Annotated in this window: 30 protein-coding genes and 1 pseudogene; 19 read left to right on the plus strand and 12 right to left on the minus strand. The window is 68.3% G+C overall.

The features are described from left to right. Positions 1 to 2: 2 nt before the first annotated feature. The 5 genes from ABZ794_RS00965 (at position 3) to ABZ794_RS00985 (ending at position 5,649) form a co-directional block, all read left to right on the plus strand. On the plus strand, positions 3 to 608 hold the full coding sequence (locus ABZ794_RS00965; protein WP_357513616.1) for a DUF6308 family protein: 606 nt from the start codon (positions 3 to 5) through the stop codon (positions 606 to 608). A 4-nt stretch (positions 609 to 612) separates the two neighbouring features. Further along, on the plus strand, positions 613 to 1,470 hold the full coding sequence (locus ABZ794_RS00970) for a DUF3883 domain-containing protein (protein WP_357513618.1): 858 nt from the start codon (positions 613 to 615) through the stop codon (positions 1,468 to 1,470). A 58-nt stretch (positions 1,471 to 1,528) separates the two neighbouring features. Next, positions 1,529 to 3,958, plus strand: coding sequence for an AAA family ATPase (locus tag ABZ794_RS00975; RefSeq protein ID WP_357513620.1), 2,430 nt, complete (start codon positions 1,529 to 1,531; stop codon positions 3,956 to 3,958). Beyond that, positions 3,936 to 5,144, plus strand: coding sequence for a hypothetical protein (locus ABZ794_RS00980; RefSeq protein WP_357513622.1), 1,209 nt, complete (start codon positions 3,936 to 3,938; stop codon positions 5,142 to 5,144). The genes ABZ794_RS00975 and ABZ794_RS00980 overlap by 23 nt, the downstream gene beginning before the upstream one ends. Before the next feature lie 367 nt (positions 5,145 to 5,511). Beyond that, the gene (locus ABZ794_RS00985; RefSeq protein WP_357513623.1) at positions 5,512 to 5,649 is read left to right on the plus strand and encodes a hypothetical protein; all 138 of its coding nucleotides are present in this window, start codon (positions 5,512 to 5,514) and stop codon (positions 5,647 to 5,649) included. An 814-nt stretch (positions 5,650 to 6,463) separates the two neighbouring features. Here the strand turns inward: ABZ794_RS00985 and ABZ794_RS00990 are convergent. The 3 genes from ABZ794_RS00990 to ABZ794_RS01000 form a co-directional block, all read right to left on the minus strand. Continuing rightward, the gene (locus ABZ794_RS00990; RefSeq protein WP_357513625.1) at positions 6,464 to 6,814 is read right to left on the minus strand and encodes a hypothetical protein; all 351 of its coding nucleotides are present in this window, start codon (positions 6,812 to 6,814) and stop codon (positions 6,464 to 6,466) included. Between the two features lie 255 nt (positions 6,815 to 7,069). Then, positions 7,070 to 7,708, minus strand: coding sequence for a hypothetical protein (locus ABZ794_RS00995; protein ID WP_357513627.1), 639 nt, complete (start codon positions 7,706 to 7,708; stop codon positions 7,070 to 7,072). Then, on the minus strand, positions 7,701 to 7,847 hold the full coding sequence (locus ABZ794_RS01000; protein ID WP_357513629.1) for a hypothetical protein: 147 nt from the start codon (positions 7,845 to 7,847) through the stop codon (positions 7,701 to 7,703). Before ABZ794_RS01000 ends, ABZ794_RS00995 begins: the two co-directional genes overlap by 8 nt. 96 nt (positions 7,848 to 7,943) lie before the next feature. On the opposite strand from ABZ794_RS01000, the gene ABZ794_RS01005 reads away from it, so the two are divergent. The 6 genes from ABZ794_RS01005 (at position 7,944) to ABZ794_RS01030 (ending at position 10,815) form a co-directional block, all read left to right on the plus strand. Further along, entirely contained in the window at positions 7,944 to 8,225 is a 282-nt protein-coding gene (locus ABZ794_RS01005) for a hypothetical protein (protein WP_357513630.1), read from the plus strand. Between the two features lie 74 nt (positions 8,226 to 8,299). After that, positions 8,300 to 8,764 carry a hypothetical protein gene (locus tag ABZ794_RS01010; RefSeq protein ID WP_357513632.1) on the plus strand — a complete coding sequence of 155 codons (465 nt, stop codon included), beginning with the start codon at positions 8,300 to 8,302 and terminating at the stop codon, positions 8,762 to 8,764. After that, a complete protein-coding gene (locus ABZ794_RS01015; RefSeq protein ID WP_357513634.1) occupies positions 8,761 to 8,922 on the plus strand; it encodes a hypothetical protein in 162 nt (53 codons plus the stop codon). The genes ABZ794_RS01010 and ABZ794_RS01015 overlap by 4 nt, the downstream gene beginning before the upstream one ends. Next, a complete protein-coding gene (locus ABZ794_RS01020; RefSeq protein WP_357513636.1) occupies positions 8,900 to 9,028 on the plus strand; it encodes a hypothetical protein in 129 nt (42 codons plus the stop codon). The genes ABZ794_RS01015 and ABZ794_RS01020 overlap by 23 nt, the downstream gene beginning before the upstream one ends. A gap of 586 nt (positions 9,029 to 9,614) precedes the next feature. Further along, positions 9,615 to 10,481, plus strand: a complete 867-nt coding sequence (locus ABZ794_RS01025) for a terminase family protein (RefSeq protein WP_357513638.1) — start codon at positions 9,615 to 9,617, stop codon at positions 10,479 to 10,481. Positions 10,482 to 10,635: 154 nt separating this feature from the next. After that, a complete protein-coding gene (locus ABZ794_RS01030) occupies positions 10,636 to 10,815 on the plus strand; it encodes a hypothetical protein (RefSeq protein ID WP_357513640.1) in 180 nt (59 codons plus the stop codon). 1 nt (position 10,816) lies between these two features. Here ABZ794_RS01030 and ABZ794_RS01035 read toward each other — a convergent pair whose 3' ends face one another. Beyond that, positions 10,817 to 12,163, minus strand: a complete 1,347-nt coding sequence (locus ABZ794_RS01035) for an ATP-binding protein (protein ID WP_357513641.1) — start codon at positions 12,161 to 12,163, stop codon at positions 10,817 to 10,819. Positions 12,164 to 12,304: 141 nt separating this feature from the next. On the opposite strand from ABZ794_RS01035, the gene ABZ794_RS01040 reads away from it, so the two are divergent. After that, complete coding sequence (locus tag ABZ794_RS01040) at positions 12,305 to 12,634, plus strand: hypothetical protein (RefSeq protein ID WP_357513643.1); 330 nt, start codon at positions 12,305 to 12,307, stop codon at positions 12,632 to 12,634. A gap of 496 nt (positions 12,635 to 13,130) precedes the next feature. Further along, positions 13,131 to 13,415 carry a hypothetical protein gene (locus ABZ794_RS01045; protein ID WP_357513645.1) on the plus strand — a complete coding sequence of 95 codons (285 nt, stop codon included), beginning with the start codon at positions 13,131 to 13,133 and terminating at the stop codon, positions 13,413 to 13,415. Positions 13,416 to 13,472: 57 nt separating this feature from the next. On the opposite strand, the gene ABZ794_RS01050 is transcribed toward ABZ794_RS01045, so the two are convergent. After that, positions 13,473 to 13,688, minus strand: coding sequence for a hypothetical protein (locus ABZ794_RS01050; protein WP_357513647.1), 216 nt, complete (start codon positions 13,686 to 13,688; stop codon positions 13,473 to 13,475). 485 nt (positions 13,689 to 14,173) lie between these two features. Next, positions 14,174 to 14,536 (minus strand): hypothetical protein, encoded by a 363-nt coding sequence (locus ABZ794_RS01055; RefSeq protein ID WP_357513649.1) that lies wholly within the window; start codon positions 14,534 to 14,536, stop codon positions 14,174 to 14,176. Positions 14,537 to 14,605: 69 nt separating this feature from the next. Here ABZ794_RS01055 and ABZ794_RS01060 point away from each other — a divergent pair, with 69 nt between their 5' ends. The 4 genes and pseudogenes from ABZ794_RS01060 to ABZ794_RS01075 all read left to right on the plus strand — a co-directional run bounded on the left by ABZ794_RS01060 (position 14,606) and on the right by ABZ794_RS01075 (position 16,425). Next, positions 14,606 to 15,034, plus strand: coding sequence for a hypothetical protein (locus ABZ794_RS01060; RefSeq protein ID WP_357513651.1), 429 nt, complete (start codon positions 14,606 to 14,608; stop codon positions 15,032 to 15,034). 63 nt (positions 15,035 to 15,097) lie between these two features. Next, entirely contained in the window at positions 15,098 to 15,559 is a 462-nt protein-coding gene (locus ABZ794_RS01065) for a hypothetical protein (protein ID WP_357513652.1), read from the plus strand. Between the two features lie 15 nt (positions 15,560 to 15,574). Beyond that, positions 15,575 to 15,856, plus strand: a pseudogene (locus ABZ794_RS01070) (phage minor head protein); the annotation flags it as partial. Then, complete coding sequence (locus ABZ794_RS01075) at positions 15,853 to 16,425, plus strand: hypothetical protein (RefSeq protein ID WP_357513654.1); 573 nt, start codon at positions 15,853 to 15,855, stop codon at positions 16,423 to 16,425. The pseudogene ABZ794_RS01070 and the gene ABZ794_RS01075, both read left to right, overlap by 4 nt. On the opposite strand, the gene ABZ794_RS01080 is transcribed toward ABZ794_RS01075, so the two are convergent. Together ABZ794_RS01080 and ABZ794_RS01085 are read right to left on the minus strand one after the other, a co-directional pair. Then, entirely contained in the window at positions 16,341 to 16,652 is a 312-nt protein-coding gene (locus ABZ794_RS01080) for a hypothetical protein (protein WP_357514193.1), read from the minus strand. The genes ABZ794_RS01075 and ABZ794_RS01080 overlap by 85 nt on opposite strands. Further along, on the minus strand, positions 16,652 to 17,881 hold the full coding sequence (locus tag ABZ794_RS01085; RefSeq protein ID WP_357513656.1) for an IS110 family transposase: 1,230 nt from the start codon (positions 17,879 to 17,881) through the stop codon (positions 16,652 to 16,654). The genes ABZ794_RS01080 and ABZ794_RS01085 overlap by 1 nt, the downstream gene beginning before the upstream one ends. Positions 17,882 to 18,101: 220 nt before the next feature. On the opposite strand from ABZ794_RS01085, the gene ABZ794_RS01090 reads away from it, so the two are divergent. Both ABZ794_RS01090 and ABZ794_RS01095 read left to right on the plus strand, forming a co-directional pair. Then, positions 18,102 to 18,338 carry a hypothetical protein gene (locus tag ABZ794_RS01090; protein ID WP_357513658.1) on the plus strand — a complete coding sequence of 79 codons (237 nt, stop codon included), beginning with the start codon at positions 18,102 to 18,104 and terminating at the stop codon, positions 18,336 to 18,338. A 14-nt stretch (positions 18,339 to 18,352) separates the two neighbouring features. Further along, on the plus strand, positions 18,353 to 18,511 hold the full coding sequence (locus ABZ794_RS01095) for a hypothetical protein (protein ID WP_357513659.1): 159 nt from the start codon (positions 18,353 to 18,355) through the stop codon (positions 18,509 to 18,511). Between the two features lie 96 nt (positions 18,512 to 18,607). Here the strand turns inward: ABZ794_RS01095 and ABZ794_RS01100 are convergent, their stop codons facing one another. The 4 genes from ABZ794_RS01100 to ABZ794_RS01115 form a co-directional block, all read right to left on the minus strand. Then, on the minus strand, positions 18,608 to 19,159 hold the full coding sequence (locus tag ABZ794_RS01100; protein WP_357513661.1) for a hypothetical protein: 552 nt from the start codon (positions 19,157 to 19,159) through the stop codon (positions 18,608 to 18,610). Beyond that, the gene (locus ABZ794_RS01105) at positions 19,156 to 19,488 is read right to left on the minus strand and encodes a PadR family transcriptional regulator (RefSeq protein WP_357513662.1); all 333 of its coding nucleotides are present in this window, start codon (positions 19,486 to 19,488) and stop codon (positions 19,156 to 19,158) included. Before ABZ794_RS01105 ends, ABZ794_RS01100 begins: the two co-directional genes overlap by 4 nt. 1,267 nt (positions 19,489 to 20,755) lie before the next feature. Further along, a complete protein-coding gene (locus tag ABZ794_RS01110) occupies positions 20,756 to 21,445 on the minus strand; it encodes an SDR family NAD(P)-dependent oxidoreductase (protein WP_357513664.1) in 690 nt (229 codons plus the stop codon). Positions 21,446 to 21,819: 374 nt separating this feature from the next. Next, on the minus strand, positions 21,820 to 22,266 hold the full coding sequence (locus ABZ794_RS01115; protein WP_357513666.1) for a zinc ribbon domain-containing protein: 447 nt from the start codon (positions 22,264 to 22,266) through the stop codon (positions 21,820 to 21,822). Between the last annotated feature and the right edge of the window lie 27 nt (positions 22,267 to 22,293).

A 22,293-nucleotide genomic window follows, 5' to 3' on the forward strand; every position in this document is an offset into this window, starting at 1 on the left:
GCGTGGACGAGTTCGCCCGAGCCCGTGCGGCGACGCTGGATGCTCTGACCGGTGACGCAGCATCGCGTGTCGCTGCCTATTACGACCCGGATGGCAACTTCGCCGGCGGCTCCTTTCTGGCAATCGGCCCGAATGTGCCGACCGAGGTGACGGCTGCTGACCTGTTCGCCGTGACGCTGCTCAACGCCGACATCGGGGCCTGCGCTGCGCGGCGCGTCCTGGCTGATGAACAGCTTGTCGTGGACCTGCGGGCGGTGCCGACGGATGTTTACCTGGAGGATGCCGACGATGGCGTGCTTGACGTGGCGGGCAGGTTTTACGAGACGCTGCGGCGGCTGTTCGTGGACTTGCGGGCCGTACGGTCGGGCCCGTGGGTGGCGCCAGTGAAGTTGGCCGCCCGCAAGCGTCCCTGGCTGCTACCGGTGCGTGACGGGCTGGTCCGCCAGTACTTGGGTATGCCGAGGCCGTACTCCTACCGCCGGGACTGGCAGATCTATCAGCAGCTGATGCGCGACGAGCAGATACGTGGCCTTCTAGACGACCTGCCCGCCGACGATCCGGCGCTGCGGGTTTTGGACGTAGCGCTGTGGACGCGGGCGAGGCAGTGATTCGATGGCGATCCTGCTTAAGCATCAGCCATGGAACGTCGGCGGCGAACCGGACGTAAGCGAACGTGAAGTCGAATGGAACATGTGGCAGCGGCGTCTGCGGCCCTTCCAGCAACTCGACATTGGCACCCGGGTCGTTCTCGTCAGCGGTGGTGGCCCCAGTGCCGGGATGCTGACGTGGGAGGTCGAGGTCCTCGACGTGGTCAAGGACCGCTACGACGACCACGAGCATGCCGCGCGACTCATCCAGGGTCTCGGCGTTTCCAAGGCCGACTTCCTAGACATGGAATACACCACCAACGCCCCCGACTCCGGGTGGATCCTCGGCTGGACCTACCGACCGGTCCGGCGGATCATGCAGCCGCGCTCGCCCGCGCACCGCATCGGCAGGAACGGCTGGGGTGTGACCGACACGCTTGGCGTCCGCGGTACCGGTACGAGGGGGCAAGGCCGACTCGACGATCCACTGCTGCGCCGCAAAGTCGAGCTTGCGGCCATGTCCCTGGTCCACCAGTGGCTCATCAACCAGGGACACAGCCGCCGCAGCATCCGGAACACATCGGCATACCACCCGTACGACTACGAGGTCGGCCCGGAGCACGCTCCAAAGCTCCGGGTCGAGGTCAAAGGCACCCTCGGCGGCCCAAGCCCGGTCTTCGTCACCGCCGGTGAAGTACGTGCCGCCCGTGAAGACGGCATCCGCACGGTCCTGGCCGTCGTTCATAACCTTGAGCTGACCCTGCGGGCTGACGGGACCTGGACTGTTCACGGCGGCGACCTCTGGCTCGACGACCCTTGGATGCCTAACGACGATGCGCTTCAGGCAACGCAATTCAGGTACGAGCTCTACTACAAACCGTAACTCGCAAAGTCGCCGATCGGTGCTTGCTCCCAGGCCGATCTTCCGATCGGATGGGTCCATGTCAGCGACCCGCGTTTCCTACCCGTCGGCTCAGCCCATCTACACGGCCGCCGCGAGCTGGCGAGATCGCTGCCTGCTGGACGATCGTTCGCTGTTCGCCGACCGAGCCGGATCTAGTCTGGCGGACGCCCAAGTCTTGATCCGGGATTTCGTTGAGCAGCCGGATGAAGGCAAGGACGACTTCCTCACCAAGCTGCACGGACAGATCGGCAAGTCGGCGGCTACGGCGGTGCAGCTGGCGGCTGAGCTGCTCTTCGTGCACCTTCTCATCGCCCGGGCCGACGCCGTGAGCGGTTACCGCAAGCGGGAGATCGTGCATCGGGTCCTAGGGTTTGCCGCAGACACTGCCCCGCTTCCGCGTGACCTCGCGTCCGCCCTGGACGCCGGGCTCGTGCGGCCCGGACAGGCATTCAATTCGCGGCGCTGGCGTCAGTTCGGGTACCTCATTGAGGCCGTGGCTGCCCTCAAGGAGCGTTCCGACGGCGAGCGGCGGATCGCGCTGACAGACCCGGAGCGGTTCGTGGCCGTTCTCGATCAGGTCGATGACCAAGGTGCGCTCATCCAGCGTCATGCGTTGGAACACCTGCTGTTCCCGGACGTGTTCCCTCCGGTGGTTAGCCGCGGCCATCGTGCTGACATTCTCGACCAGTGGCCGGGGTTGGCTGGGCCGGCGGACGCACCCGAGCCGGTACGCATGGCGCGCCTGGTAGCGGGTCTGGAGCCGAACATCACCTGGGACGGTGCCCCGTGGGTCAACCTATACCGAAGCCCTTACGTGTGGCAGTGGTCCGAGCCAACGCAACCGTGGGAGACGTTCAGGCGGTGGGCGACACGGCTGCGTCAACACGTAGATCTCGAGGAAATGGAGCGCCCGCAAAAAATTGCTGCGGCTGAACGCACCGGTCAGGCCGCAGCCGCCCTACGAGATGCTTCAGAGGACTGGCCCGACCTGCTGCGCACCGCTTTCAGCAAGGACTCGAACTTGGTTGCCCGCCAAGCGCACCAGGCATTCATGCAGTGGGTAACGGACGAGCCGGAACAGGCCGCCCAAGCACTGCGCGACCTGTGGCGGGACCCAGGTCCGGCGGCCATCGACCGGTTCCTCGCCCACGTCCCGGACACGGCCGCGCACGGCACTGGAGTCCGGTTAAGCGTCGCCTCGTTCCTGCTCGGCTCCATTGACCCCAAGGTCTTTCCGCAATGGCGGGCCGCGACGGTAGATACCGCCTACCGGCTCGCCGGCTTCGCCAAGCCGCAACCAACGGCAAGTGAGGGAGAGCGTTACGAGGTCTTCCTCAACTTCCTGGATCAGGTCAGCGATATCGCGCGCAGGGGCGGGCTGGCGCTGCGGGACCGGCTCGACGCGGAGGGCCTCGTGTGGGCCTTGGTCAACTATCCGCCAAGCGCCGACTGGACTACCAGCGAGCAGGAAGCTTTGACCGCTTGGCGCAGCGGCAAGGGGACGCAGCCCCCGCCAGAGTCAAGCACCATCGAAGAGAGCGGGCACGCAACAGACGGCGGAAGCGAAACCACCGCCGCCGGCCAAGCTATGGCCGCCGCAGAGCACAACCCCATCGACCTGGCAGATCTCGCACACGACCTGCACCTGGACGAACCGTTCTTGGATGAAGTGGTTCAACTTCTGCGCGACAAGGGGCAGGTCATCTTCTACGGGCCACCGGGCACCGGTAAGACCTTCGTGGCACGGAGGCTCGCCGCTTGGCTGACCGGCAACCTAGCCCGGGTCCGACTGGTCCAGTTTCACCCGTCCTACGCTTACGAGGATTTTGTCGAAGGGCTGCGCCCCCGCCCAGACCAACCCGGCTTTCACCTTGTCGACGGCCCGCTGGTGGAGATGGCCCGCGCCGCGGACCGCGACCGCACCCACGACTACGTACTGATCATCGATGAACTCAACCGAGGCAACATTGCTCGCGTGTTCGGTGAGCTGTACTTCCTGCTTGAGTACCGGGACCAACCGGCACGGCTGCTGTACTCCCACGACGACTTCCGGCTACCGGCCAACCTGCACATCATCGGGACCATGAACAGCGCCGACCGATCTATCGCTCTACTGGACACCGCCCTACGCCGCCGCTTCTACTTCGTGCCTTTCCGGGCTGATCAGACGCCAGTATCCCAGGTGCTCGCCAGCTACCTGGCCCGCAACCACCCGCACCTGACCTGGTTGGCGGCTGCCGTCGACCGCGCGAACAAACTGCTCAACGACCCGACGGTGGCCATCGGACCCAGCCATTTCATCCGAGACGATCTGGACGAGACCTGGATTCGCCGGGCCTGGGAACACTCGGTGCTACCCACTCTCGAAGATCACTTCTACGGCCAGGAGCACCGGCTCGCCGAGTTCGACCTGGACCTGTTGCAGGCGGAGGTGAACGCCCCCAATGAAGATGCTCCGGCTTCGTGAGTGGAGCACCAGCCACGCCCTGGCTCTGACCCCACCCGAGCGCGACGCCCTGCGTAGTGTGCTGCGGGCAACTATTCAGCCCACATCCGGCACCACCGACCGCTACGACATCACACCGGGCAACACCGTCGGCGCTGCCCTGGTGGGAGACACCACCATCCTGGTCGAACCGAAGATCCCGATCTCCCGGGTGCTGTTCCTTCTCGGCTACGCCGCCGACCCCAGCGCCTGGCGCGAGGACGACGCCACCCTCGCCGCAGCTGCGGATCTAGTCCCCGGCGTCGCCGCCCTGTTCACCACGCTCTGCGACCGGGCACTCCGACGAGGCATGCTCGCCAGCTACCACGCAGTCGATGCCGACCTGCCCACCGTCCGCGGTCGCATCAACCTAGCTGAACAGCTCCGCACTCGCCCCGGCCTAGACGTCCCGCTGGCCGTCCGATTCGACGAGCACGACGAGGACATCACCGAGAACCAGCTGCTACTCGCGGCAGCGCTCAAAGTCGGCAACCTGCCCCTACGAGGCAACGCCCTCCGCCGCTCACTGCACCGACTCGTTGATAGCCTGCAGAACGTCACCGCCTTGACGTATCGCCCTGCCGCAATACCCGCTGTGTCCTGGACCCGGCTGAACCTTCACTACCGACCCGCCGTAGAACTTGCCCGGATGTTGCTGCGGATGCAGAGCCCCGATCTCGCCGCCGGATCGACCGAAACTCCCAGTTTGACCATAGACATGGCCGCCCTGTTCGAGACATTCGTCCGCGCCGCCCTGCGCGACGCACTCCATGCCAGCGACACCCAATTTCCCTCGGGCGGCAACTGCCCATCCCTGGCATTGGATGCGCTGCGCCGCGTCCGGGTTAAGCCTGACCTCAGCTACTGGCCCAGTGGTAAGTGCTCCTTCGTCGGCGACGTCAAGTACAAGCGGAACACCGGTTCCGGGCATAGCGATGACCTATACCAACTGCTCGCCTACGCCACCGCCACCGGACTGCCAGAGGCGACGCTCATCTACGCGCATGGACCACCCGAACACCGCACCCACCAGATTCCAATCGCCAAGGTTCATCTCCATGCCCGCCACCTTGACCTCACCAAATCACCCAAAGAACTCCTCGAACAGATAAGACATCTGAGTCTCCAGGTAGAGGTCGCAGCCAGCAAAGGCTCGAGCGCCCCCTAACGGAGCCATGGCTGGTTCGGCAAATCGAAGGGCTATCATCCGTCCTGCGGGCCTAGAGCATCAAGGCTTCGGCCCGTCATGCCACCGTTGACGGTGGATGCCATTGCGGTTGCGCGACCGTTTACCTGTCAGTCGACCGAGCGGAAGCGGCACCCGCCCCGGTCATCTCGGTGGCGCCCGTCTCGGCGGATATCAGCTACGGCGACACCTACACCGGCGTCGTCCTGCTTGTAGACAGCGGATTCCTGTCCTGCACGTCGACACCCGCGCCCTCGTCGAGCGATACGGCCCACGGATCGAACTCTGCCGGCTCAACTCTGGGGCGGTGACGCAGAAGAACCACCCCTTGCGAGGACGCCGATCCTGGGTGCCGATCGCCGACTACCCCTACGACGAGTGCCGCCGCCGGTTCGGCCGCGATGGCGCCCTGGTCGAGGTCACCGTTCTGGGTGCCGTCCCTGACATCCTCGACTTGACCGACAAGATCGAAGGCACCCCCGACTGAGTTCTGCCCGACAAGGCGCGTCGATCGTGAGCGTGCTCCCCGATCGACCGATGCGGCTGCGGGAGCCAGCGCTGGCGCCAACCAAAGCACTGGGCCAGAGCTCACGATCGGTCGGCGGTCCGGTGCGAGCCCAGTTTGGGGGAGCAGGTTGGGAGCAGCGGGCTGCCCTGAACGGCCGTGAACTGCGTCCAACGGCATCGAACGGCGCTCAACTGCACCCGCCCCTACCTGCGGTTTCACGTTGCCGCAGGTCAGAGTCGGTGCGGCGTCCTGTTTCCCGCGGAGTGCTCTGCGGTTCTGCACGGCGGTCGACGACGCTCTATGTTGCCTGGCAGTGGAGTGTGCGCAGTTCAAGGCGGTAAGGAGCCGTTGGGTGGCCGGGCCTTGCAACTGGGAGCAATTTGGGTGCAGGTTGGCGAAGAGGTCTCCGCGCCCGAAGCGCTCAGCGATGCCGGACGGAGACGATGGACCTTGACCTGCATTGATGGAGACTGAGTGGTGCGGCGTGACCTCCCAGTGAGTGGCGAAGTGGTCAGGGGGCGCTGTTCGCAGGACGGCTGGTGCCGGCCGGCGTCTCGGGTCGTCTAACGCCGTGCCTGTAGGTGCGCTGTGGATCGATTTGGAGTTGCGGGTGTGCTCCGTGGAGCGGGCCCGGTTCTGTCATTCGAGATACCGATCCCACGGGCGGCGGCATGACCAGCCCTTTCAGGCTGGCGAACTCTTCGGCGGACCCGAAGGCGTCAGCGTTGACGCCTCGCGGCGGCAGCAGAACGGTGTCCGCACATTCCGATGAGCGTGCATCGGGCGCGCACGGTCAGGCAGTCGTTCCCGGCCACTGGGCGACGAATGCTGCGCCGGGAATCCTGTCGCCGATGAGCAGACCGACGAACTCGTCGAGCATTACTTCGAGATCGTCGTGGCCGGTAAGTTCGTAGTGCTTGTTGACGATCCTGTCGTCAGCCAGGCGGACCGTGTCCAAGTCCGCCTCGCCGCTGAGCCAGATCGTGACCTGAGCGAGCCACGCCGAAGACTCAAAGTCGACGCTCACGACCGGCTTGCCGTAGTTCGGTTGGATCGGGCGAGCGTGCCAGTGCATCTCAAGTCGCGCCCAAGTCTCGGCACGGGCCGTAACCGCAACGGACAGCGCTTCGAGCGGAAACGTCACGCGCGCAACTATCGCACGCCGGGCCCTGGCCGCCGCTGACATCCGCACCTGCCGCGATCCGGGTGCTGCCATCTCACGTCCACCAGTTACTCATTGTTGGCGGACGTTGGTGGCCGATCCGCCGCCGTCGTGCCGTCCCCAGCGCCTGGCCGGCGGAACTTCTGCACATCTCGCGTATCTGCCTCTGCATGAAGTTGGCTCCGGCAAGAGTTTCGGAGCCGGCGATCGCCATGGCGTCCTGACCCGGTGACGGGCTCAGACTTCCGTATTGTCGACCCAGCGACAAAACGGGTCCGTGGTGTCCTCGTCGCCCATCTCGGCGGGCTCCGCCACGATCTCCAGCCCGGTCGCCGGGGCGGTGACACCGAAGGTGCGGTGCAGCCAGTCCCGGTAGGGCGCATTGACGATCTCGTGGTCGGCGTCCCACGGCTCGGGCGGCGCGCTGAACTCCTCGTTCCAGCAGATCTCCCGGTAACCGATCGCCAGCAGCCGCAGAAAGTCGACCGCATCGTCGGCGAGCACACACGTCATCATCGAGCCGCTGCCCGAACCGAGATGAACGATCCTCACCTGTCCTCGACCGTCGCGCCACAGCGCGGCCATCGAACCCTCGCCACCGGTCTGCGCGAACGGCCACAACCGTGCGGCCGCATCCGGGACCGACTCGTCGAACCAGGACCGTGCGTACGACAGGGTCTGCTCGGCGGTGTAGCCACGCAACTCGATCGAGGTGCCCACCCAGCCGTTGTCGCTCAACGAGCCGTACAGATCCCCGTCGTGCCCTTTCACCACGAAACCCTGCTCGTCGACCCAGGCGAAGAGCAGGCGCAGCGGCTCCGGCAGGTCGAATCCGTCCGGCACCCGGGCCAGCGTCGTCTTGAGGAAGTCACCCACGCCCGGCAGCGTACGAGATCACCTCGCCCTCCCACAGTCCCAGCCGCACTGCACGGTCGCCGACGTGCAGGGTGCCGCCGACCAGCTGGCCGACCTCGTCGTGCTCGGGGTTCCAACCGCTCAGCACTCCCGCGATCACCGAGGCGAAGGGCTCCTCGCCGGAGGCGTCCCGCCCGACCCAGCGGCCACCGTCGTAGTCGTAGTCGAAGAAATGAACCCCCCGATGGAGAACGAGATGTCCGACTCCGCTGTCCCGTACGCCGGCCTCGACGAGCGGCAGCGCTACGAGCTGGACCGCCGCTGCGACCACCGCCCGCCGCACAGCCTGGAGCAGGCCGAGCGCCACCTGGCGTGGCGTACCGCCGTGAAGGTGCTCATGGCCGAGGCGATGCGCAGCCTGCCCGCCGGCCGGGGGATGTCCCTCGTGCTGACCAGCCTCGACGACGCCCTGATGTACGGCAACGCGGCGATCGCCCGACCTCCCATGCCTGGCGGACGAGCCCCCGGACACCGCTGAGACAGGGCGGCCCGGCCCGACTTCCCCGCAGACCGGGCCGCCCGCACCACGCACGACAGCACGAGGAGGTGACCGTGAGCGAGCCTGAGGTCCTGCCCTGGGACAGGCAGCGCCGAGAGCCCGAGAAGGCGTACGGGTACTTCCTGCTGTACCGCGACCTGGGCCGCACCCGCACCGTCGCCAAGGCCGCCACCGAGGTCAACAAGAGCCGGGATTACCTCCACAAGCTGGCGAGCACCTTGAGGTGGGTGCAGCGGGCGAGGACGTGGGACCGCGAAGAGGACCGGCTGTACACCGAGGGCCTGGCCGAGCACCGGCGCGACATGGCCAGACGGCATGCCCGGATCGCGTCGGCGCTGCAAGCGAAGCTTGTGACCCGGTTGCAGAACCTCGACCCGTCGAAGCTCGGCCCCGGGGACATCGCCCGCTGGCTGGAGTGTCGACGCGCGTCGAGCGCCTGGCGCTGGGCCTGCCCGACTCGACCACCGCGCACACCGGCCCGGACGGCGGCCCGATCCGCGCCGAGGTCGACCAGATGAGCGAGCAGCAGCGCGCCGACTTCTTCCGGGCGCTGATGGCCGAGGCGGTGGCCCGCGCCGGCCAGGCCGCGCCTGCGGGCGACCCCGACGACCCCGACGACCCCGACGACGAAGGCGACGACGAGGATGCGGCTGGTGAGCCGGCGACACAGGGCTGACGAACAGGTGCGGGCGCCGCGCTGGGCCGTGTGGGGCATCGCCGTCGGCGGGCTGCTGGTCGTCGCGTCCGGCGCGGCCGCCGTGGTGCTCGCGGTGGCGCGGTGAGGCGGGGCCTGCGGTCGACGCGGCTGCTGACCGCCGCGCAGCCGGCGTACCGACCCGGCGGGCCCGGCGTTGGCCCGCAGACGTGGGCGGCGCTGAACATGAAGCCGAGCCAACGGGCTGTCGGCCGGGCACGTGTCGGTCCGACGCGGGCGCAGCGGCGGACGCTGACCTGCCGGGCGTGGGCGTGGCGGCTGCTGCTGTCGGGCTGGTTCGCGCTGACCGCCCTGACGCTGTGGGCGGCGGTCCGCTGGGCCGGCCTCGCCGGCCTCGGCTGCCCGGCGCTGATGTGCACGGTGCTGCTGGCGCTCGCCTGGTGCGCGGTCGTTGACCTGCGCGACCGCGAGGCCGAGATGCGGAACGGGCGCTTAACGATGCTGCTGGCCTACCCGCACCCGGCGATGATGAGCGACGCCGAGCTGGCCGCCTACCCGCGCGAGGTGTCCGAGGTCCAGGGCCTTGTCCGGTACGACTGGCCTCGGCACGCCCGGCCTGAGCAGCTGGAGCCGAACAGGGCGTACCGAATCTGGATGCTGCTGGCCGGCCGTAGCTTCGGCAAGACCCGCACCGGTGCCGAGACGGTCCGGAAGTGGGCGACGGCGAAGCCGGGCGAGCACTACGCGGTGATCGCCAAGACGCACCGCGAGGTGTACAACGTCTGCTTCACGGCCCGGCGTGCCGGCCTGCTGGCCGTGGTGCCGCCGAAGGACTTGAAGACGTTCAACAAGAGCGAGCCGTACTGGAGTTCAAGAACGGCGCGATCATCTGCGGCTTCAGCGCGCAGGATCCCGACGTGCTCCGCGGCTACGACTTCGACGGCGTGTGGTGCGACGAGTACGCCGCCTGGCCCATGCAGACGGCGCAGGGCGTGTTCGACATGCTCTGGTTCTGCATGCGCGAGGCCGAGAGCCCGCACATGGTCATCAGCACGACCCCAAAGCCGCGGCCGCACGTGAAGAAGCTGCTGGCCCGGGCGGCGAAGCAGAAGGCGCGTAGCCGCCGGCCCCGCGTGGTCATCACCCGAGGCCGGACCCTGGACAACGCGGCGAACCTCAGCCAGGAGGCGCTGGAGGAGCTGCTGGAGCAGTACGGCGGCACCCGGCTCGGCTGGCAGGAGCTGGACGCCGAGCTGTTGACCGACGTTGAGAGCGCGCTGTGGAAGTCGGCGTGGATCGAGGCTGGTCGCGTCGACAAGGACGACGTGCCGAAGTTGGTCCGCACCGTCGTCAGCGTCGACCCGGGGGACACCGTGTCGGAGACGAGTGACGAGACGGGCATCGTGGCCGTCGGCCGAGGTGAGGATGGCGAGCACTACGTGTTGGCCGACCGGAGCATGAAGATCGCCGGCATGGCTGCTGCCCGGCGGTTCTGGCAGTGCTACCTGGACGTCGACGCCGACGTGGTGGTCTACGAGGGCTCGTCGGCGTGGATGCGGGACATCCTCGTCGATGCGTAGGTGGCCAAGCAGAAGGAGGGCCTGCTGCCTGGCGGCGACCCGCCGCTGGATGTGGTGCAGGCCCGCGCGTCGAAGCGGGTGCGCGCCAAGCCCGGTGGCCGCCCGGTACGAGGTCGACCCGCCGCGGGTGCATCACGTCGGCGCGTTTCCGGCGATGGAGAATCAGCTGACGACCTGGACGCCGGAGTCCGGCGACTCTCCGGACCGGCTGGACGCCCTGGTGCACGGCGTGACGTACCTGCGGTCGAAGGAGTCCCGGCGGGCGGTGGTGGCGTCGCCCCTCGGTCAACCGATCCGGACATCTGCGGGGCCGAGAGAGATGGGGATTCGATGAGCTACCCCCTGCGCAGCTCGACGCCGGCCTCCTTGGTCCACTCGGCGATATAGCGCTGCTGCTCCGGATACCAGTAATTGAGGCGGACGGCTCCGTCCGGTGTGATCGCGGGCACCTCGGGAGCGCCGAACGCCTGAAACAGCTCACTGGCCAGCCGGTACGTCGCCGCGACCAGTGCCGGACCGTCGTCCCAGAGATCGTCGATGTCGGCGACCATGTCGGCGACCGGTCGCTCGGCCAGCGTGTGGGTTCCGAGTTCTTCGTTTGGGTCCCCAACGCTGGAGACCAACTTGACCGGGGGGACCGGACCGCCCTCGTAGATGGGCGTGACCGGCCAGAGGGTGGCTCGGATAGTGGCGAGGCCACCAGCGGCCGCGCGGTCGCGTGCGTGGCGGGCAAGAAATCGCAGCGCCGCGCAGATGCCGACGGTGAGCGATGGTCCGTCCACGAGGCTGCCACGCCCGTTCGGGTTTTCCGAGAATCCCGAATCGACTGCCGTAGCGAAGACGCCGCTCCCGTTTTCGTGCAGCTCGCACGCACCACGCGAGTACGGCTTGTTGGCTTCATGGGTGGCGGCACCGACCAGGCGGCGATGCCGCACGGTGGACCGCACGAAGCTACGTACTCGCATCCCGAATGCGGCTGGCGGCTGTCGGGCATTGCTCAGTTGAAAGGCGCTCAGCGCGGCGGCGTCGACGGTAAAGCGGCCTGGCAGGTCTGGGACCAAGGTGACGACCAGGAACATCTCGTCGGCCGCGAGACGTTGGAGAAGGTCGACTTCGATGCGGGCGGCCTCGTCAATCCGGTTCTTGAATCCGGCGAACCGCGCCCGGTATGCCTCGGCCACCTCTGCCTCGGACAGCCAGACGGTCTCGGTGCCGATCCGCTTCGGATAGAGCAGCGACTTGTTTTGGGCGACGTATGCATGTGGTGCTGTCGTCGACCGAGCGACCCAGATGACCAGGAAGCCGGTACCGCGCCGGTCGGGATCCTCGACTGGGACGATATCGAAGGCCGGCGTCGGATGCACGTTGGCTACGACGGTCTGCCGGAGCCGGCGCCGCTCGTCGTCGCTGATGGTGACGCCAGTGTCGTTGGTGGCGCGGCCCTGGTCGTCCTCGTCCATGCCAAGGATCAGGATCCCGCCGTTCGCGTTAGCCAGCGCGCCGACGTCGCCGCAGACGGCCTTCCGGTCCCGGTCGCTGCCTGAGTAGGTGTCGCGCTTGAAATCCAGGTCAGGGCCCTCCGTGGTGTCCGGGATGAGCCCCTTGACCTGCTGGTAGGTCAGGGTTTCGTCGATCGGCCCGCCGAGGAGCTGTTCGAGCCTGCGGTTACGCAGCAGTGGCATGCGTTCGATCGTGGACCGCACCGCCGTCCGGAGCAAATCCGCAGGTCAGCCGCGTTCCTGGACGGACGACAGATGATCTTGACTGATGCAATGAATATGTACGGCCAAAGTCGTACACGTTCACGTGGAAAGAAACGGGAAGTGGCAGCAACCACGAAGGCCCGCCGCCAGAAAGCGGCAGCCAAGACGGCAAACAACGCGCCGTACCTGGCCCAGCTCGACCCGCGGAAGCTGGTCGCGCACCCGAGCAACCTCGGCGACCTGACCGAGCGGAAGCGCGCCGAGGCAGAGGAGGAAGCCGAGCGCCTGGCGTACGAGGAGGACGGCGAGGAGCGGGCGGTCGTCGACGTGCACCTGCCCGAGCACGACGTCGAGCCCGAGTCGGTCGACCCGGACCCGTGCGCCGAGACCGACCTGGACGCCGAGACCGACCTGGACGCGGCGGAGCCCGCAGCCAAAGGCCACGAGTGAGTCTGAACCCCACGGGTCGACCAGCCGGCGGCGCGCACCCCCTCGGTGCGCGCCGCCAGCGCGACGGCCCTTCCGACCAGCACGGAGGTACCCGTGCACGACCTGCTGCGCGGCACCTGCCCCACCTGTCAGGTGACTATCGGCGAGTCGCACGCGGACGACTGTGACGTGGCCGAGTGCCTGGTGCGCGGCTTGAAGCGCATGGACTGCCAGGCCCTGGTCGACCCCGAGGGCCACGACTGCGGCGCGTCCACGTGGACCGACGACTGGCCGGGCCACCGCGAGGCCCGCGAGTTCGGCTGGCCCGTCCGCTGGGATGTCGAGGCCCAGAAGTGGGCGCGGTGCGCCCGGGACGCGCCCGGGTCCGGCCCTGACCTGAACCGTCTCTATGCGCACGCGCGGTGGGACCCTCGGCTCGCCGCTGGGTGCGGCGCCGGGCGGTGGTGTTCGCCGGTACGGTGCGGGGCGGGCAAGCTGCCGCCGAGGAGCTGGCCAAGTGGCGCAACGGTGGTGCGCCCAGGAGGGCCTGCACGTGGTGTGCCAGCACGTCGGCACGCGCAGTTGGCGGTCGGTGGTCGCCGACGTCGCCGACCGCCGTGCCGAGCTGGTAGTGCCGTCCGTCGCGGCGTTGGGGAACGGCCGGCAGGTGTTCGAGCGGATCGGAGCGGTACGCGCGGTCGGCGGCGACATCGCCGGGCCCGGCTTGCGCGTCGACGCGGGCGCCGCGATCGTCGCCGGGACGACCGGGGCTAGTCCGGCTGGCGGACCAGCTTCAAGCTAGTCCGGCTGACGGACCAGGCAGCCCCCGCACCGATGCCGGTGCGGGGGCCGTACTGGTTCAGCGGATCTGCCGGTCCACGCGGTCCAAGACCAGGAACGTGGCCAGCGCCAGGCTTACCGGCGTCGACATCTCCGGCAGGTACTGCGCGCCGACGCCGACGAAGGCCGCGATCAGCGCGAATGCGACGGTGCGCAGCGGGATCGCGCGGCCCTGCGGCGCTGCGTTCGGGACCTTGTGCTGCGATTCTTCGGTGTAGGCCGGTAGTGTGGCCATGGCATCACTCTTTCTGCCTGGGCGGCGGTTAGATGTTGCTTCGGCGGGTGCCCGGTGGTCAGAGACCGGGTGCCCGCCCTTTCTGTGTGCCGGGTCGGTCAACCGTGGCACGTCGTCCGGCGCCTCGAAGTGGGTCCACGTGCTGTGGCCCCGTCCTTGGTGCCGAACTCCTGAGACTCTAACCGGGAATTACGGCATCCCGGACCCACGGCACCCGTTAGCGCGCTATCGGGCCCCCCGGGTCGAAAGCCTTGTGGAACAAGGTGAGCCCGATAGTTCTGGCCCGGATGGACGGCCGCAAGTGCGCGACGCCTGGAGAAGAATGCCTGGCAGAGGGGGTCGACGTCCAGGATTTGACAGTTTGCCACCGAGTTCCGGCAGCTCCTCGGTGGCGTTGTCCACCCGACCCGTAGATGGGACTCGGGACGACGCGAACTGCCTTGTCGAAGACCCGTGGACGGGACTCCGCCATAACTGCTACGGAGTCACCGTGGCCAGACGTCGCAGTCAACGTCGGTGGCCGTGTCGGTCCGGACGTCGGGGCAGAGGCGGCAGCGGAGCACGAGATGGCCGCCGCAGGAGCACGGCTGCCAGCCTCGGACAGGCCGGGTCGCCGAGCCGCCGGCGTATGGATGTCCCTCCTCGCAGACCTCGGGCTTCTCGCCGACCAGCTCGCGGATCTGGCGGTACGGGTAGGCGACTACGTGCGGGTCGGCGCGGGCCCGGTCGACCAGGTACCGCAGCTCGGCGGGGGAGTCCACGACGCGCTCGATGACCGTCACGCCGGACGGCCTGTTACCACCCCGGTCCCAGCGGATGGTGATGTGCCACCGGTTGCGCCACTCCACGCTCGCAGGCTACTCGTACAGAGGTTCGATCGGCGGTTGGCTGTCCGACCCGCCGGACATACTGGTGGGATGTCCGGTGAGATCAATGTGACGTACCGGGTGGCGCGCGACCTGCCGACCGCCCAGCAGGCAAATTGGCGGACCGTGCTCGCCGAGTTCGCGGCGGAGATCCCCAGCCCCGAGAAGGTGGAGGTGATCATCACCGACGAGTTCGCCAGGGTCGCCGGTGAGTACGCGGTCCAGGAGGAGGGGCGGGCCAACTCCCAGATGACCGCCGAGCAGTACCAGGCCGAAGAGGCGGACGGTGCAAAGGTCGCCGCGAAGACGTGCGCCCTCCGCGGCGGGCAGGTGGTGGTGGCCCGCCACGATCTCGCCGCGCAGCAGGTCACCCGTTTGCGGCACAGCCTCCTGCACGAAGCTGGAGCTGCGCGAGAGCGCGCTGACGATCCACCGGGTGTCGCGCACCCCGTCGGGGATGCCGGCGGTCCTGCCCGATAGCGGTGTGCAGGTCACGGGCTCGACGATCAACGTGGTCGCCGTGCTGCCTTTGCAGGGGTGACCGTGGCCGAGCCGGACCTGTGGCTGCCGTTGCGCCTTGACCATGAGCCGCGGGTGCTCGCCGCCGAGAAGCGCGTTGAGCGGGCCGCCTGGTCGGCGCTGAGCAGCTGGCTGCGCTCGGCGCGGTCCATGACCCTGCCGGTCACCGCCGCGGCGCTTCCGCCGGACCCGTTTGCGCTCGCCGGGGCCGGGCAGGCGTGGTTCGAGGCGATGACGGTGCACCTGCTGCCCGAGGTCGACGCGACGTTCCTCGCGGGTGTGGCCGACGCGGGCGGCGACCTGGAGCTGCTGCGCGTGGCGCAGATGAAGGACGAGTACCTGGCGGCGCTGCCGAACGCGTTCTCCGGGGTGCCCGACAGCGCGTGGACGCAGGCTACCGCCGTCGTCGCGGAGCTCACCGCCGAAGGCGCGAGCATCCCGCTTATCCGCGACGCGATCGAGGCGATCCTCGGCGAGCTGTCGTAGGAGGACCGGGCGGTCACGATCGCCCGGACGGCGACGATCGGCGCGTACAACGCGGGCACGCTGACCGCCTGGCTGACCGCCGAGCACGCGCTCGACGAGAAGCTGGACGAGGTGTGGGTGGCCATGCACGACGAGCGGATCCGCGACGACCACCGCGACGCGGACGGGCAGCGCGTCGCCCTGGACGGCGTGTTCATGGTCGGCGGGGTGCCGCTGCGGTTCCCCGGCGGGCGCGGCCGCGCCCGCCAGGCAGGTCGTGAACTGCCGCTGCGCGATGATCGAGGTGGAGGCCGGTGAGGCCCTGCCTGCGGTCCCTGAGCACCCCTGGCGGGCACCTGGCCGACCGGGACTGCCACCTGTCGTTCCTGACTGGCGGGCAGTGCGTGATGCCGCCGGAGGAAGGCGGCTTCGACTGGTTCCACCGGCCGGAGATCCAGACGGCCAAGGGCGAGCTGATCGCGGATGGGCACATCACGGCGTCGACCGGGCACGCCGACCTGGCGGCCAGCGCGGCCAGCGCGGCGAGCACGGTGGCGCACGACGACACGGGCACGCAGGTGGCGGTGGTCCGCGCCGGCCGGGACGCCCACGGTACGTGGGTCGCCGGATCGCTGGTGCCCGAAGCGAAGCCGGAGCAGGTGCAACTGCTGCGCCGGTCGCCGCTGTCGGGGGACTGGCGGTGGATCGGCGGGGCGCGGCAGCTCGTCGCGGCGCTGTTCGTCAACGTCGGCGGGTTCTCCGTGGTGCGGGGCCGCTCGGGGGGGTGTCCCTATGGGTTTGGTCAAGTCCCGGAAGGGGCCGACGTTAGCCAGTGGGTGAGTTCGTCGAGGCGGGCGGTGAGGTCGGCGGTGGTGGACATTTCGTAGTGGGTGCTGATGACGGTGCCTGTGGAGATGCGGGCGAGGTCAAGTTCGGCTTCGCCGCTGGTCCAGACGGTCAGCTGGGCCTCGTGGTCGGTGGTGGTGCAGACGATCCAGGCTGCTGACTTGTCGCGGGTGGGGCCGCGATGCAGTTTCCATCGCACGCCTGCGCCGTTCCATTGGCTGGCGTGGGCGGTGACGACGTCGGCGAAGTCATCAAGGTCCAGGTCCATCACGCCGCTGATGTTAGAGCCGGCAGCGGCCGTGGTTGGTAGGGGATTTTGTCGCGGAGCATGGCGTATAGGACGTCGCAGCGGCGGCGGGCGAGGCAGATGAGGGCGGCGTTGTGGCGTTTGCCTTCGGCGCGTTTGCGGTCGTAGTAGGCCCGGCTGACGGGGTCGGCGAGGGCTGCGAACGCGGCGAGGAAGAACGCGCGTTTGAGGTTCTTGTTGCCGCCTCGGGGTGGGTGCTCGCCGCGGATGCTGCTTCCGGATCGTCGGGTCACGGGGGCAAGCCCGGCGTAGGCGGCGAGGTGGCCGGGGGTGGCGAACGCGGTGCCGTCGCCGACTTCGAGCAGTATCCGGGCGGCGGTCCTGACGCCGATGCCGGGCATCGAGGTCAGGACCGGGGCAAGAGGGTGCGCATCAAGCATCCTCTCGACCTGAGTGGCAACCTGGTCGCGTTGTCGCAGGACGTCGCGGAGGCTGTCGGCGAGACGGGGCAGGACCGTTTCCGCCGCTGTCGTGCCCGGGACGGTGACGGTCTGCTCGTCGAGAGCGGCCATGACCTGCTCGACGAGCCGCTCACCCATGCGGGGCGCGTGGACAGCGGCGATCGAGAGCAGTTTGCGACGGCCAGCCTTGCGCAGACCGGCCGGGCCGCCGCAGCGCGAGAGCAGCTCCAGCACAGCCTTGTGCTGCACTTTCGGGCCGAGGACGCGTTCCAGGGCGGGGTGGATCTGGGTGAGTAGGCCCCGGATGCGGTTGGACACCCGGGTGGCTTCGCCAGCGAGATCGTCGTCGAAACCAACGAGGACTTCCAGCTCAGCCAACGTGTCGTCGCCGGTGTCGACCCGCCGCAGCGTGTGCGGCAGGGTGCGGTCCGCGTCAGCGATGACGTAGGCGTCGCGGGCGTCGGTCTTCGCGCTGCCGGGGTGCAGATCGGCGATCCGGCGCATCGCCAGGCCGGGCAGGTAGGCCACCTGATGCCCGCACGCCCGAGCCACCGCGACCGGCAAGGCGCCGATCGAGGCGGGCTGGTCGACCACGACCAGGACCTGGCCGTGGCGGGCGAGTTTGTCGAACAGTTGCCGCAGCCGGGCCTCGGTATTCGGCAACGGCGCGTCGTGCAGCCGCTTGCCGTCCGGGGCCAACCCGACCGCGTGGTGACCCTCTTTGCCGACGTCCAAGCCCAGGAAGACGCCATATCCGTCGTGCACCAGACCCGCCTCCACGCATCGCATCGTGGCCTCGGCCGCAGTCAGGACGTCGGACTTGCGGCAGCCACGTTACGAAGAGACCTACCCGAACACGGGTGGCCGTGTCCCTATCAGCGGTCCGCCGACGCCACCCGACCCGGCGACAACACCCCCCGGATCATCCGAACGACAGGGGCAGGAAGTCATACCGGGCCGGGCGACCGAGGGTCCCCGGCTGGGGACGATCAAAAAGGTAACGGGGGCGATGGTCGCCTCCGGCTGGGCCGGGTGGAAGGCGTCGGAGCCGGTCGCCCGCCGGCAGCGCAACCCGCTGTCGCCGGCCGCCCTGGACGCGGCGGTGCGCCGGGCCGTGGCCGCCGGCTTCGCGGCCGAGCGGCACCGCCTGGCCACGATGGCGAACGCGGAGCAGATCGCGGCGTCGATCGGCCGGGACCGGAAGACCCTCGTGGCGGCGATGGCCGCCGACGTGCACGGCAAGTAGGGGAAGAGAGCGCTGTGGGCTGCAAGTGCGGCGGCAAGGCCCGGGGCGGCACCGTGTGGGTGCTGTCCTACGAGGATGGTCGGGCCGGCGGTGAGTTCGTGTCGAAGACAGACGCGGAGATCGCCGATGTGCGTAAGGGCGGCGGTGGCATCGTCCGCCAGGTGCAGAGGTAGAACGCGAGGGGTGCGGTGCCCATCGGCACCGCACCCCAAGAGCATCATCTGGGCAACGGGCTGCCCGTTCGACGGCTACAGCACTGGCGTGCTGGCCTACCTGCGTCGGGGCATGAGGCGGCGCATGAACCCCTTGAGCTTGCCGTGTTCGTTTTCAGGCAGAGCGATCATCCGCTTTTGCCAGAGCCTGTCCTTATGCCAGTTAGTCGGCCGATAGTTCTTGACCTCTACGACGACGCCATCCTGGTTAAGGTGACGGGCGTACTCGGGCTTCCACTCGTCCACATAGAAGACAGCCTCTCCCGGTCTCGGATGCTTGACGACTTCCAGGACGATCTTGGTAGACCTCTTCTGTTGCAGGTAGCGGTCACGGAGCGAGCGGAGGGCCTGAATGGCAGCCCTGGGCGCAGCTCGACCGGCAGCCCCGAAGGCGAACCGCACGGCGGTCAGGAGCTTGAGCAGCTTGCCGGGCCGGTCGTCGATGACTGCCGTCCACTCCTCGGCGTACCCTGCGGCCATCTCGGGGTCCGTCGTCCAGCGGTAGGCCGACCACCGGGCCAGCTTCCGCGCGGCCCAGGGCGAGATGTCGGTGACCTCGTTGACGACGAGTCCGAACAGGATGCCGAGGATGATCTCCCAGTGGTTCACGCCTGGCACCAGCCGAAAGCCAGGCGGGTCCGAATGGTCGACGCGGTCTTGGGCTGCCGTTGGGCGATCAGCTGTCGGGCGCTGTCCACGCCGTGTCCGGTGAGCTGGTAGTACCGGCGGCGAGGCTTGCCGGGTTCGGTGTTCGTGTCCCAGCGGGAGGTCACCCACCGCGACTCACCGAGCCGCTCCAGGATCTTGTAGATGGTCGGTCCGGACTTCCCCGTGGCCTTCATGATCGCCCAGCCGTGCAGCTCGTGGTCGTCGGCTTCGAGTAGGGCGTTCAGGACGGCCAGGAGTGGTCCCGTTACGCGCACAGGTCCGTCAGGCATGCGCTTAATGATAGTAGGTGAAATAAGGCTCGTCTACTCTCGACGCGCTGTCACATAGGAGCCCACTTGCATTGGGGTCGCCTGGTGGCGGGCGCGGTCTGTCGAGGTGCAGGCGTAAAAAGGCGGTGCGGTGCCGACGGCACCGCACCGCGTCTATCTCACGGGCCGCCACCTCCCGCAGGAGGTCGCGCGGCCTCCTCGGCGGGCTGCGGTACGGACGTAGCAGTCACCTCGGGTTGCGCGGTCTGATCCTGAGCCTCAGCACGCGAGTGGAGGCCATCAGGATTGGACGAATACTTGATGCGGAACGCGACGGTTTTCCAGTCGACCTCGAAGCTTCCGCCCTTCCTGTCGACCTGCCTCACCAGCAGGACTACGACAAGAAGAAGCAAGATCGCGATCGCCGGGGGAGTGGCCGCCGCCGCGCACGCGGTAGCGGGAACTCCCACAGTTGCGGACCTAGCTGCTCGTCATGGGCATGTGTGGCGCCCGCCTTTCGTGGCTCGTCGGATGGCACACCGCACGGGCAGGCTGGAGCATTCTGGTCGCCTGTCCGTGCCGACGCAAGCTTGGTGGCGAGGTGAGGCCGCCTCCGTCACGCCGTGGACCTCCAGACATCACCCATGCCTGGGATCCATTGATTCCCTGCCATGTTGCAGCCCTGGCTGCCTTGATCGGAAGTGGCCCTCACTGGGTTACGCTGTGCGCTGAACTGCAGATGCTGGCTGCGGGCCGGTCGGGACTGAGATCCCTACCTTGCTGAGGAGCCGACGGTGGAATTCGAGATCCCTGGGAGCCTGGACGGGCTCGACCTCGACGCGCTGGGCCAGCTGGAGACGCAGGCCGTGGCGGCATTCGACGCCCTGCGCGACGACCCGGCCCTGGACGCTGCCGGGCCTGGAACCACATCGCCGGCTGGGCGGCTCGGCCCTCCATGCTGCCGGTGTGGGCGCACAAATCAACCGAGCCGGAGAACCGGACGGCCAGCTTCCTGTCGGATCCGCAGTTGGTGCTGCCAATCCCGGCGGGCGGCACGTACGCGCTGGTGGAGAGTGTGTGGTTCCGGAGCACGATCACGGCCGACTTCAAGGCCCGGTTCGTGTTCAGTGCCGGGTCGGGGACCGTGCGGTGGAGCGCGGACGGGCCGTCGTTGGCTGACGCGACGACGCGGAAGGCGTGGTGGGACTCAGCGCCGCCGGTGAGCCGCTCACCGGGCTGGCCCTCGGCACGGGGTTCGGCCGCAGCGAGCGCTGGGGCCGGAATCGGATCAAGGAGGCCAAGGCGGAGCTCCAAGCCGAGGAAGCTGCCGGCAGCGACGCCGCCGGTTCTCCGCGACGACGGCGGAGAACCCGCCGTGGATTGCGTAGCGCCGCGAGCAGGAGATTGGCTTGGGTCCGGCGCTGCCATGGGAGGGAGCGACTCTGGCCGATGTCGAAGTACTCGGCGACAATTCGGCCGCCGTGAGGCTGGAGGAGCATGGTTGCCCGAGTGAGTTGCCAGCTTCTAGATGATTCGGGGTCCTGGTTGTCTTCGGTCGAGATGCGGCCGTAGAAGGCGAAGGGTTTCGGTTGGGGGTGATCACCCGTTCTCCTCGATTGAGTTGTCCGTGCGGCGGTCGTTGACCCGTCTGGGCAGCTTCAGCAGGGCGGCACCGGCGCCGGGGTGCAGCTCGGGTGACTGGCGGGGCGCCAGCATTGTTGACGAGCACGTCGACGCGCCCGAACACCTCCAGCGCCCGCTGCACGACCCCGGCCGCTCCGGCCGTGTCGCGCACATCGTGCTCGACAGCGAGGAGCCCATCCCCGTACCGCGCCTTGAGCCCGTCGAAGCGTTCGGCCCGTCGCGCGGTCCCGATCACATGCTCGCCAGCCTCGAGTGCCGCCTCGGCGAGCCCCAGACCGAGGCCCGAACTCGCGCCCGTGATGATCCATGTCTTCGTCTCGTTCGTCGTGGTCATGACGCCGACGCTAGAGCTTCGAGCGCGCTCGAAAGCAAGCCGCGCTCAGGCTCCGGAGGCGACCAGCGGTCCCGTCCGCTTGATCCTCCGCGCGACGATCTCGCTTTCGACGCGTGCACGCCGGGGAGCGCGCCGTACCGGTGCAGGTGGTCGCCGTGGGCGAGGCGCCGTGACAGCGCATCCTCTGCGATGACCTCTTTGGCGGATCCGAAGAGGTCACCACCGCAGCTAGGCTTGCGTGAGCTTCAGAGTTGCGCCGAGCGCCAACGGCGGTGGGGTAAAGGATCGTGTCGCCCCTCGGACACGAACCATAGGCCCACGGTGCGCGCTGAGATCGGTTTCAGCGTGCACCGTTTGCGCTTCGGGGTGGTATGTCAGCCGCAGGCCGAGTGGCGGTGAACCTCGGCTTTGTCGGCGGGGTCCGCGTCGCGGAGCACGGTGACGATGTTCCCGAGGGCGTGAACCAGCGCGGTGATCTCTGCCTGGGTCATCCGGCGTGGTGCGGCGGAGGTCCCCGTGTGCAGCTCGGTTTCGGCTCGGGTCCGTTCAGCTTGGGTCTCCTCGCGGAGGTAGACGTTGCGGGGATGGGAGACGTCGTTGGCGAGGGCGTGTTCCTGGGGGAAGCGGCAGCGGTAGTAGGCGGCGCCGTGGTTGTACTGGCCCTGCATCCGCCGGTTGCAGGCGGCGCAGTAGATCGGGCCGCGGAAGACGTACGGGTTGCGGGCGCGGCGTTGCCGTTGCGGGAGGTCCAGACCCAACCGGTGTCGTACGAGCAGCGTCTGCGCCTGTTCAAAGGTGGCCTCATCGATGTTCGAGCGCACAGTCCCGCCGTGCCGGACCAGTAGCTG

The organism is Micromonospora sp. NPDC047187 (assembly GCF_040643355.1).
GTDB lineage: Bacteria > Actinomycetota > Actinomycetes > Mycobacteriales > Micromonosporaceae > Micromonospora > Micromonospora salmantinae.

Coding starts and splice junctions, on each gene's coding strand:
- ABZ794_RS00970 (WP_357513618.1), top strand. CDS start 613: ATGGCGATCCTGCTTAAGCATCAGCCATGGAACGTCGGCGGCGAACCG.
- ABZ794_RS00975 (WP_357513620.1), top strand. CDS start 1,529: ATGTCAGCGACCCGCGTTTCCTACCCGTCGGCTCAGCCCATCTACACG.
- ABZ794_RS00980 (WP_357513622.1), top strand. CDS start 3,936: ATGAAGATGCTCCGGCTTCGTGAGTGGAGCACCAGCCACGCCCTGGCT.
- ABZ794_RS01005 (WP_357513630.1), top strand. CDS start 7,944: ATGTCCGACTCCGCTGTCCCGTACGCCGGCCTCGACGAGCGGCAGCGC.
- ABZ794_RS01015 (WP_357513634.1), top strand. CDS start 8,761: ATGAGCGAGCAGCAGCGCGCCGACTTCTTCCGGGCGCTGATGGCCGAG.
- ABZ794_RS01030 (WP_357513640.1), top strand. CDS start 10,636: ATGGAGAATCAGCTGACGACCTGGACGCCGGAGTCCGGCGACTCTCCG.
- ABZ794_RS01035 (WP_357513641.1), bottom strand. CDS start 12,163: ATGCCACTGCTGCGTAACCGCAGGCTCGAACAGCTCCTCGGCGGGCCG.
- ABZ794_RS01050 (WP_357513647.1), bottom strand. CDS start 13,688: ATGGCCACACTACCGGCCTACACCGAAGAATCGCAGCACAAGGTCCCG.
- ABZ794_RS01060 (WP_357513651.1), top strand. CDS start 14,606: ATGTCCGGTGAGATCAATGTGACGTACCGGGTGGCGCGCGACCTGCCG.
- ABZ794_RS01080 (WP_357514193.1), bottom strand. CDS start 16,652: ATGGACCTGGACCTTGATGACTTCGCCGACGTCGTCACCGCCCACGCC.
- ABZ794_RS01085 (WP_357513656.1), bottom strand. CDS start 17,881: ATGCGATGCGTGGAGGCGGGTCTGGTGCACGACGGATATGGCGTCTTC.
- ABZ794_RS01090 (WP_357513658.1), top strand. CDS start 18,102: ATGGTCGCCTCCGGCTGGGCCGGGTGGAAGGCGTCGGAGCCGGTCGCC.
- ABZ794_RS01105 (WP_357513662.1), bottom strand. CDS start 19,488: ATGCCTGACGGACCTGTGCGCGTAACGGGACCACTCCTGGCCGTCCTG.
- ABZ794_RS01110 (WP_357513664.1), bottom strand. CDS start 21,445: ATGACCACGACGAACGAGACGAAGACATGGATCATCACGGGCGCGAGT.